This window comes from Natrinema sp. DC36 (assembly GCF_020405225.1).
Classification (GTDB): domain Archaea; phylum Halobacteriota; class Halobacteria; order Halobacteriales; family Natrialbaceae; genus Natrinema.
In genome coordinates, this window is the sequence record NZ_CP084472.1 from 3,948,052 (window position 1) to 3,957,510 (window position 9,459).

Consider the following 9,459-nt stretch of genomic DNA (forward strand, 5'->3'; position numbering starts at 1 on the left):
GCGTCAGATCGGCGTTCCGAACGCGTACATCGTCTCGTGGGCCGTTACCTCGAGGTCGACGAAATCACCGGGTTCGAGGCCGTAGTCGCTCGCGTGCTGCACGATGAGCTGCCGGTAGGCCGAGTCGCGACACTTCACGGAGTCGGCGGTGCCCTGCTCGACGACGAGAACGTCCTCGCGCGTCTCGCCGACCATCTCTTCGTAGGCGTCGGCGACGATGTCGCGCTTGACCGCGCTCATCTCCTTCGAGCGTTCCTTCTTGACCGTGCCGCCCAGTCCCTTCAGCTCGGCGGCGTCGGTGCCGGGGCGCTTCGAGAAGCGAGTGACGTTGATCTTCTCCGGGCGAGTCTCGCGGAGCAGGGCCATCGACTGCGCGTGGCCGTGGTCGGTTTCGGTGGGGTAGCCGACGATGAAGTCCGTCGACAGCGTCCAGTAGTCGAGGGTTTCGTCGAAGGTCTCGACGACCTCGAGGTACTCCTCGACCTGATGCTGGCGTCGCATGTCTCCTAGCACGTCGTCGCTTCCGGACTGAACGGGCGCGTGGAGGAAATCGTACAGCTCCTCGTTCGCGGCGAAGACGTCGGCCAACTCCTCGCGGATGCCGTGGACGCCCTTCGGGTTGGCCATCCCCACGCGAACGCGGAAATCGCCCTCGATCTCGCAGATCTCCTCGAGCAGGCGGTGGAGTTTGCGCTCGCCCTCGTCCCAGCCGTAGACGCCGGTGTCCTGGCCCGTAATTCTGATCTCCTTCGCGCCGGCGTGGATCAGTGCGCGGGCTTTCTCGACGTTTTCCTCGATCGGCGGCGAGTCGATCTTGCCGGTGGCCTGCTTGGTGATGCAGTACGAGCAGTCGGACATGCACCCGCGCGCGATGGGGAGGATGCCGACGACGCCGTCGAGGATGGGTTCCGCGTCGGGAGTCGTCGTCGGACACTCGCCGTTGGTGACGGCTTCGGGTACCTCGTCCCAGTGGAGGACCTGACCGTCGACGTTCGCCCGCGCGAATTCCTCGCCCTGTGCGAGGGCCATACAGCCCGTAATGAAGAGGTCGGCCGTCTCGTCGGCCAGCTCTTCGGCCCGCCGGAGCATATTGCGCTCGGTCTTCTCGACGACGGTGCAGGTGTTGAGGATGGCGACGTCGGCCTCGTCGGGACCGTCGACCTGATGATGACCCGCGTCGCGGAGCCGTCGCTCGATCTCGCGACTCTCCCCGCGGTTCGACGTACACCCGTACGTTTCGATGTGATACCGGGCCATCCGTCTCGTCACATCGTCGGGTGCGGGACGCCAAAAGCCCGACGGATCCGGCCGCTCGCAGCGACGGCGAACCGGCGTCACTCGTCGGGCGCTCGAGAACCGGCCCCGCCCGTCGGGCCGCTTCGATAGACCGCGTAGAGGACCAGCACGGCTATCAGGAAATCGAAGCCGTGTTCGACGAGGTGGTGGACCGTCATGGGGACGAGTCCGAGGACGGTTCCCAGTCCGGTCACCGACCGAACGACCAGCACGCCCAGAACGACGGTGATCAGGAAGTACCGGGTCGTCCGACGCCGAGAATAGGCGACGAGTCCGACGACGAACAGCGCCGTCGTACCGACGACGGCGAGGACGATCACCGCGACGAGGATGGGCGCGAGCTGCGGATCGAGCCACTCGTCGGCGAACGACATTGCGAGCACCATGCGATCGATACCCGTACTCGGGCGGACAGCCACCTATTCGCTTCGGTACCTCTCTCGATCCGGTAGTCGCTACTCGCTCGAGTCGTCGGACTCTTCCCCGACGCTCGGCGGAACCTTCTTCGACCATCGTCGCGCTTTCGAGGCCGCGAGCGACCGGTTCTCGGGGACTGGGAACGCGGGAGACTCGTTATATAGACCGTCGCGCTAGGCGACGATACGACCCGACCGAGGGGGAGTCACAGCCACAGATGACAGAGACACGCCAGGAGATTCACGCCCACGTTCGCGCCAACGCCGGCGTTCACTTCAACGAACTCGTCAGGGAGTCGGCATTCGCACCGGGGCAGGTCCAGTACCACGTCCGTCGACTGCTCGAGGACGACCGACTCGTCCGCGAGGAGTGGTACGGCCGGACTCACTACTACCCGCCGGCGTACGACGCGTGGGAGCGGACCGCGCTGGCGCTGTTCCGTCGGGAAACCACTCGCGAGATCGTCACCCACCTGATCGAACGCGAACCTGCCGCGCCCGCCGATGTCGCCGATGCGCTCGGTGTCGCCCGCAGCACGCTCGAGTACCACCTCGATCGGCTGGTCGACCACGAGATCGTCGACAAACGATACGACGAGCGAAACCGCGTCGTCCTCACGCTCGCAAATCCCGACGCGACCGGCCGGCTGTTGACGACGGTGACGCCGACGGTGCCCGATCGGCTTATCGATCGGTTTACGCGGCTCGTCGACGAGTTACTCGCGAGCACCGACGAGACGCAGTAGCCGTTCCGTCCGTCCGTCACTGCAGTTTGACGCCGTTTCGACAGTTATTGCATCCCGTGGATGTCCTCGAGCGAGTTGTAGTGGTCTTTCATCACGTCCATCGTCGCCATCAGCGCGCCGAGAAGGACGGGGCCGTAGAACAGCCCCATGATGCCGAAGGCGTAGACGCCGCCGAGGACACCGAGGATGATGACGGCGGGGTTGAGATCGGCGTAGCGGTCGACGAGGAGCGGACGGAGGTAGTCGTCCGAGAGCCCGACGACGACCGTGCTGTAGGCGAAGAGCGCAACGGCGAGTAGCGGTTCGCCCGTCAGGAAGAGGAAGAGCACGGCCGGCCCCCACACCAGGAACGACCCGACGAGCGGGATCAGCGAGAGGATGATCATGACGACCGTCCAGAACACGGCGTTTGGCACGCCGGTCGCGAACAGCCCCAGCCCGGCGATGGACCCCTGAATGATCGCGATCAGGACGTGGCCCGCGAGGACGGCCCACATCACCGCGTCCAGCTCTCGGTAGAAGTCGTCCTGGGCCTCGTCCGGGAGCGGCGTCAACTCCCGAATCCAGGCGAGTAGGTCGCCCCCGTCCTTGAGCAGGTAGTAAAGCAGGAAGATCGCGAGTCCGAGTCCGACGAGGGTGTGCGTCAGCGCGCTGAACCAGGCGGTCGACTGCTCGAGGGCTATCCCGCCGATTCCCTGGGCGGAGTCGGCCAGCGTGGACGTGATATCGACGCTCACGCCCGTTTGCTCCTCGATGAGTCGCTCGAGTTCGGCCGTCTGGAACGAGTCTGGATCGGCGTTTTCGATGAGTCGCCGGGCGTCGCTGGCGACCACCACGACGATGACGACGAGCGGGACGATGACGACTGCGACCGCCAGCAGGACGAGCGCGAAGGCGGCGATCGACGGCGAGACCCGCTGCTCGAGGCGTCCCTGAACCGGATAGAGGACGTAGGCGACGAGAATGCCCCCGAGGATGTACTGGAGGAACGGAAGCGCGAGCAACAGCGAGAGGTACGCGAAGACCCCGACGAGGAACAGGAGAAATCCCTTGCTGAGATTCACGGCCATTATTTCGGCCGTCATCGAAATAAAACCACGGCTTGAACGTGTCTTCAGGCAGGACTGTCGCATAGAGCCGCCACACGGCTTCAAGGGCCTGGTTGGTGAACTTCCACACGAATGTCGACTCAGCTCGATCCCCTCTCGCTCTCGGCGGATCTCCTCTATGCGGTCAAAACGGAGGGCGACGCCGATCCGTTTCGGGAGCGCCTCGCGACGCTCGAGCGGTCGCAGCTGGACCGAGCGCTGTCCAATCGCGAGGGCAAACTGGCCTTCTGGCTCAACTGTTACAACGCGTACGCCCAGCTCCTACTGGAGGAAGAGGCGGACGATGACCTGTTCGAGGGCGGGTTGCTCGACCAGTGGAAGTTCTTCGCGCGCGATCAGGTTCCTGTCAGCGGAGTCTGGCTGAGTCTCAACGACATCGAACACGGGCTGCTCCGTAGTTCGAAACTGCCGTGGGGCCTCGGCTACCTCCCGCGGCCGTTTCCCACGGCGTTCGAGCGCCAGTTCCGCCTCGCGGAGTGCGATCCGCGGATCCACTTCGCGCTGAGCCACGGCGACGACCACTGCCCCCCGACCGCGATCTACTCGCCGCGAGACGTCGACGAGGAACTCGATATCGCCATCGAGTGGTTCCTCGAGGAGAACGTCACCTACGATCCCGAGGACGGCACTGCGACGGTCCCGCGGCTCTTCCGGCGGTATCGTGGCGACTTCAGGGGCACGAGCGGTATCGTCGCGTTCCTCCGAGAGTACAACGCTGTCCCGCCCGACGCGACCCCGTCGCTCGAGTACGAGCGCATCGACTGGTCGGCGGACCTCGATGTCGATATGGACGGCCACGGCGACGACATCCGGCGGTAGTTCCTCGGCTCGTACGGACTGCTGTCAGTCATTTCCGGAGCAACCGCGAACCGTCCTGCGGTTGCTCCGGCAAATCGATACAACGGACCGTCTCAGTCGCGCCGCTGGATCGTGGCGGACGGAGCACTGCGCATGACGCTTCGGGCCGCTCGTTCGGCGTTGGAACGGGAGGAGTAGCCTTCGCCGCTGTCGGCGACGATGTTGCCGTTCCAGTGGACGAGCCGCCAGCGCCACTGGCCCGCCTTGTCCTCGTAGACTTCGAAGCGGCTGGTCCGCTCGGAGCTCCCCGTTCGATCGGTAGCCGCTGTCCCCTCGGCAGTTCCCGCTCCTTCGGTCGTCGCGTCCGTCTCCGCCGTTGCCGTTGCTTCCTCGGTGTTGCCATCTTCCGAACCGGCTCCGTCCCGGTTGGCGACTCCCTCGAGGGGCATCACCGCCGTCGAATCGGCGTCCGCAGCCGCCGACCGGTCGCGATCCTCGGCGGTATCGCGGGCGTCGCGGTCGGTAACCCGAAGGCTCGAGCCGTCGGGATCGTCCCACTCGATCTCGAGTTCCAGTTCGGCGACCGGGGGCTCCGCGTCGGACTCGCGTTCGGTCTCGAACTCGGCGACGACGCGCTGTGGCACCGCAATATCGACGCTCCGATCGTCGCTGTCCAGTCGGAGTGAGCGCCCCGACTCGAAGGCGGTCGCGAACTCGCGGAAGACGGCGGCGAGGTCCGCTCGGTCGTACGCCCGCTCGAGTTCGAACGCCGCTTCCTCGTCCGATTCCGATTCGTCCGGTCGGTCCGCGTCGTCCGGTTCGTCGGCCATACCGGTGCTACGAGAGCCTCCGGGTTAGTGTTTCGCGCTGCCACCGCATCGAACCGGCCGTCGGGAGCGTCTCCCGTCGGAGCGCTTTTGTCGCCGCGCTGTCTTCGCTCGCCCGTGACTGCACGCGACTGGCACGCCGACCGGGATGCCGTGTTCGAGCGCGACGCGTACACGTGTCGCCACTGCGACGCGGTCGGCGGCGACGACGAACCGACGACGCTCCGGCCCTCCCCCGTCGGCGACGTGCCGCTCGAGGGCGAGGTCCACGAGAGCGCACTCGTAACCGTCTGTGACGACTGTTTCGGGACGCTCGAGTCCGACCCCTCGACGGACGCCGTCGAGAGCGACGAACTGTTCGAACTGGTCCGCGAGACCACCGGCCTCCAGGGAGCGACCATCTCGGACGTCGCCGCCTTCGCGTCGCTGGCGACGTCGCTGCCCGCGACTCTCGAGTCCGCGCTGGACGAGGAGACCGATACTGACATCGACGACTCCGTCTCGGAGTACCGCCGCGCTCGACGCGACGTCCTGCTCGCGATCGCGATCGTCGACGCCCGCCTCGAGCGCCTCGCCGCCCTCCAATCGACTGTCGGCCCCGAGATTCGGGTGTCGCTCGAGGCCTTCGCCGAGACGGCGACGGAGCTGCAATCGACGCTCCGCGAGGTCGTCGCACTGGGGGAGACGGTCGCGGCGGCCCTCGAGCGGTGTCAGGGCTGTTTCGATGGGGTTCGAGCGAGCGCGGGCGCAACGTGTGCAACCTGTGGACTCACCGTCCGCGAGACGGCCGACTGGCGGGACGGGGACGGGACGCTCGCGTTCGACCGGCTCTTCGCTACGATCAACGAGACGCTGCAGGGAGCCTCCGAGACGACCGAGACGCTCACCGATCGGACGATGGCGCTCGCGGAGCAACTCACTGCGCAGTAGGGCGGGAGAGGGAGCCGAACTCAGAGGGTTGTCGCGGCCTCGAGCGCGATGTCGATCGCGCGCCCGACGTTGTTCTTGGCTTTGTCCGGCAGTTCGTCGTCCTCGGTGTCGGTTCCTTTCTGCGTACCCTCAACGAGGTTCCCGTCGACGGTACAGATCGCGCCGGCAGCGAGTCCCTTGCGGCGGGCCAGCGAGAACACGGCGGCAGCCTCCATCTCGACGGAGAGCAAGTTCGCGGCCTCCCAGTCGTCGACGGCGTCGTCGGTCTCGGCGTAGTAGGCGTCGTCGGAGGCGATGGGACCGACGTGGACGTCCTCGTCGTTCGCTTCGGCCGAGTCGACCAGCGCCGAGAGCGCGTCGTAGTCCGGCACTGCCGGGTACTCGACGGCCTCGTATCGCTTGCTCGTCCCCTCGTTTTTCGCCGCGCCCGTCGCGACGATCATGTCGCCGATTTCGATTTCGGACTGGAGCGCGCCCGTCGTCCCGACGCGGATGAACGTCTCGACGCCGACGTTCGCCAGCTCTTCGATGGCGATCGCGGCGGAGGGGCAGCCGATCCCCGTCGAGCAGATCGTGAGCTCGCGCCCCTCGTAGGTGGCGTTGACGACCTTGTACTCGCGGTTCTGGGCGATCGTCTCCGACTCGTCGCAGTGGTCGGCGATACGATCGACCCGCCCGGGATCGCCCGGGATAAGCGCGATGTCCGTCAGGTCTCCCTCGTCGACCAGCAGGTGTGGCTGCGTCGTCATACCGTCGGATACCGGCGGCGGTGAGAAAAAAGGTTCGAGGAAGGGCCGAGGAGCGGCCGACTCGTCACGGCGATCCTCGACGCCACCCAGTTTCCCCGTCCGTCCGTCGGTACTCGATCGTCGCTTAGTCGGTCGGACGAACGTCGACGCGGTTGGGTCCGACCGTGACCACCGCGTCGTCGATCTGGAACTCGACAGTCCCTCTTGCACGCGCAGCACCGCGGTTCGTGTCCGCGAAGAGGCTGTCGAGCGCGTCCGGATCGATGTAGTCGTACAGCTGCGTACTGGTCGCAGTGACGTCGTCACCGTAATACTGGGCCAGTGCCGTCGCAGCAGCAATACTCGCCGATTCGTTCGCGTCTCGCTCGTACTGGATGCGCCGGTCGAGGCTGCATCCATTGGACTCGTTAACCCTTCCTTCCGTCATGTCTCTCAGTCACGGTATCGTGACTGTCTATTCGAGGGGGCAACGCCTCCGTCCATATAACTACCGTCAGACAACACCCGGTGAGAACCCGCGCCTGGGTGATTTTCGGGAACTGAACTGAGGGGGCGAGAACGGGTTCACGAGTGTCGCGCCAGAACGTCCTCGATCTCCTCGGCCGTCGGCGCGCTCCGCGCACCGTCGCGACTCGCGGTCAGCGCCCCGCAGGCGTTCCCGTACGCGAGCGCGCGATCGATGTCAGCACCCTCGAGCCACGTCGCGAGAAACCCCGCGGCGAAGGCGTCGCCGGCACCGGCCGTGTCGACGGGATCGACGTCGAACCCCGGGTGAACGACGGAACCGTTCGGCGTGTACGCTTCCGCCCCGTCGTCCCCGCAGGTGATGACGATGATCCGGTCCTCGACCGTCGCGTCCGCCGACTCGGTCTCGAGCAGCGCGGTGGCCTCCCGGTCAGTGACGAAGACGATGTCGGCCAGCGCCAGCGTCTCACCGTACTCCCGGTCGGCGAGTCGGCGGCCGGGAGCGAAACTGACCGAAATGTCGGCCTCGCTGGCGATCCGAGCGATCGCGGCGGCGGTGTCGGGGCGTTGCCCCGTGAGGTGGACGTGATCGGCCGCTCGAACCCGCTCCGGCTCGAGGTCGTCCGGTGTGACCGCTTCGTTGACGCCGTCGTTGCCGAGGATCGAGACCTCGCCCGCGTCGTCGACGAGGAGATACTTGACGGCCGTTTCGGCCCCCTCGATCACCCGTACTCCGTCGAGCGAGACGCCCGCGGCCTCGAGTTCGCGGCGGGCGAGCAGGCCGTTGTCGTCGTCGCCGACGCTCCCGATCAACCCGGTGTCGATGTCGAGACCCGCAAGTGCAGCGGCGACGTTGGCGGCGCTGCCGCCGCCGGACTGGCGGTTCGAGCGGATCGAAGCCTCGCCGTCGGGTTCGGGGAGTCTATCGACGCGAAGGGTTACGTCCCAGTTAACGTGGCCGGCCGTGAGCACCGGTATCGGATCCATTCGATGATAGCGGGAAGACGGTGTCCGCCGGCAAAAACCTAGGCGAACGCGGCGGCGGGGTGTACCGCCGCGAGATATCGATCTGCGGGGCCGGAGATCGGCTCCTCGATCGCTCAGGAGACCATGAACAGCAGCGTGTTGTGGGTGGCCGGGCCGAGGCCGACCGCGGCGACCAGCGCGAGCAGCGTACGGGCCTGTCGCGGTTCCTCTTCGACGTACTCCCGGAACAGCCCGAGGATGACCATTGCGAGCGAGACTTTGAGGAGGACGAACAGCCAGCCCGCACCGATGTACTCGGCCGTCGGCAGCGCCTCCCCGGCCTCGAGGAGCACTAGCGAGAGCGGGACGCTCTCGGCGGCCCCGAGGACGTCGTAGCCGATCGCGGTCGTGACGCCGTCGAGCGTATGTCCGAAGACGACGAGTGCGCCCGTCGTGCTCGTGGTCGCTGCGACGTCGGTGAACCAGAGGCTCAACGCGATCCAGGCGATGGCGGTGACGATACCGGCGACGACGATGGCGATGACGGGCCAGAACGGTTCGAAGACCCCCGCTTCGATGCTCCGAAAGATCGCGAACATCGCGAAGACGGTGAAAAACGCCGTTCCGGCGATCCCGACGAACCGCGCAATCGTCGGCTGGAGACCGCCGACGTGGAGAAATATCGCGATGATCCAGATGCCCCCCGCGATGATCGCCGTTACCGCATAGACCATCGGGGCGCTGAACAGGGACTCGATACTCGCCGGGAACGCATCTATCTGGAACGCGTCCAACTTATAGAGGACGTGCAGACTCGCGCCGAACATCATCCACGGCGCGAACGCCAGAACCGTGCGATCGGTCACCGGCGGCTCGAGCGCCCACAACAGCGCGAGGACGCTGCCGAGAAGGACAATGACCGGCACCAGCAGGTACCACGGCGGGACGACGAACCCCTCGGGTAATACCATAGTGGGCATAGCTCACACCAGTGACTAACACTTTCCGATTGTCGAGTACTAGCGGCGGAGAGATACTGTGGATTGTACACCGTCACGAACGGCCATCATGGCCGGTGACTCGGCTGACGGCACGGGTTCGGCGCGTCGTCGAATACGGTATGCGGTCTGTTGTACCTGTATCCTGCCACATTCGAA

11 protein-coding genes are annotated in these 9,459 nt (G+C 66.0%); 3 read left to right on the forward strand and 8 right to left on the reverse strand.

Annotated features, from left to right (window positions below):
- Positions 1-3 precede the first annotated feature (3 nt).
- On the reverse strand, positions 4-1,257 hold the full coding sequence (locus LDH74_RS20110) for a tRNA (N(6)-L-threonylcarbamoyladenosine(37)-C(2))-methylthiotransferase (RefSeq protein WP_226040429.1): 1,254 nt from the start codon (positions 1,255-1,257) through the stop codon (positions 4-6).
- Positions 1,258-1,334: 77 nt separating this feature from the next.
- A complete protein-coding gene (locus LDH74_RS20115; RefSeq protein ID WP_226042571.1) occupies positions 1,335-1,682 on the reverse strand; it encodes a hypothetical protein in 348 nt (115 codons plus the stop codon).
- A 248-nt stretch (positions 1,683-1,930) separates the two neighbouring features.
- Here LDH74_RS20115 and LDH74_RS20120 point away from each other — a divergent pair, with 248 nt between their 5' ends.
- Positions 1,931-2,458, forward strand: coding sequence for a winged helix-turn-helix transcriptional regulator (locus LDH74_RS20120; protein ID WP_226040430.1), 528 nt, complete (start codon positions 1,931-1,933; stop codon positions 2,456-2,458).
- A 44-nt stretch (positions 2,459-2,502) separates the two neighbouring features.
- On the opposite strand, the gene LDH74_RS20125 is transcribed toward LDH74_RS20120, so the two are convergent.
- Positions 2,503-3,528, reverse strand: a complete 1,026-nt coding sequence (locus LDH74_RS20125) for an AI-2E family transporter (protein ID WP_226042572.1) — start codon at positions 3,526-3,528, stop codon at positions 2,503-2,505.
- A gap of 111 nt (positions 3,529-3,639) precedes the next feature.
- Between LDH74_RS20125 and LDH74_RS20130 the strand changes: the two genes are divergently transcribed.
- Complete coding sequence (locus tag LDH74_RS20130; protein ID WP_226040431.1) at positions 3,640-4,386, forward strand: DUF547 domain-containing protein; 747 nt, start codon at positions 3,640-3,642, stop codon at positions 4,384-4,386.
- Positions 4,387-4,478: 92 nt separating this feature from the next.
- Here LDH74_RS20130 and LDH74_RS20135 read toward each other — a convergent pair whose 3' ends face one another.
- A complete protein-coding gene (locus LDH74_RS20135) occupies positions 4,479-5,195 on the reverse strand; it encodes an amphi-Trp domain-containing protein (protein ID WP_226040432.1) in 717 nt (238 codons plus the stop codon).
- 114 nt (positions 5,196-5,309) lie between these two features.
- Between LDH74_RS20135 and LDH74_RS20140 the strand changes: the two genes are divergently transcribed.
- Positions 5,310-6,122, forward strand: a complete 813-nt coding sequence (locus tag LDH74_RS20140; protein WP_226040433.1) for an HNH endonuclease — start codon at positions 5,310-5,312, stop codon at positions 6,120-6,122.
- A gap of 20 nt (positions 6,123-6,142) precedes the next feature.
- On the opposite strand, the gene LDH74_RS20145 is transcribed toward LDH74_RS20140, so the two are convergent.
- The 4 genes from LDH74_RS20145 to LDH74_RS20160 all read right to left on the reverse strand — a co-directional run bounded on the left by LDH74_RS20145 (position 6,143) and on the right by LDH74_RS20160 (position 9,273).
- Positions 6,143-6,871 carry a nucleoside phosphorylase gene (locus tag LDH74_RS20145; RefSeq protein WP_226040434.1) on the reverse strand — a complete coding sequence of 243 codons (729 nt, stop codon included), beginning with the start codon at positions 6,869-6,871 and terminating at the stop codon, positions 6,143-6,145.
- A gap of 124 nt (positions 6,872-6,995) precedes the next feature.
- Positions 6,996-7,298: a HalOD1 output domain-containing protein gene (locus tag LDH74_RS20150; protein WP_226040435.1), complete on the reverse strand. Its 303-nt coding sequence runs from the start codon at positions 7,296-7,298 to the stop codon at positions 6,996-6,998.
- A 137-nt stretch (positions 7,299-7,435) separates the two neighbouring features.
- Positions 7,436-8,323, reverse strand: a complete 888-nt coding sequence (locus tag LDH74_RS20155; RefSeq protein WP_226040436.1) for a PfkB family carbohydrate kinase — start codon at positions 8,321-8,323, stop codon at positions 7,436-7,438.
- Positions 8,324-8,436: 113 nt separating this feature from the next.
- Positions 8,437-9,273, reverse strand: coding sequence for a DUF63 family protein (locus tag LDH74_RS20160; protein ID WP_226040437.1), 837 nt, complete (start codon positions 9,271-9,273; stop codon positions 8,437-8,439).
- Positions 9,274-9,459 lie beyond the last annotated feature (186 nt).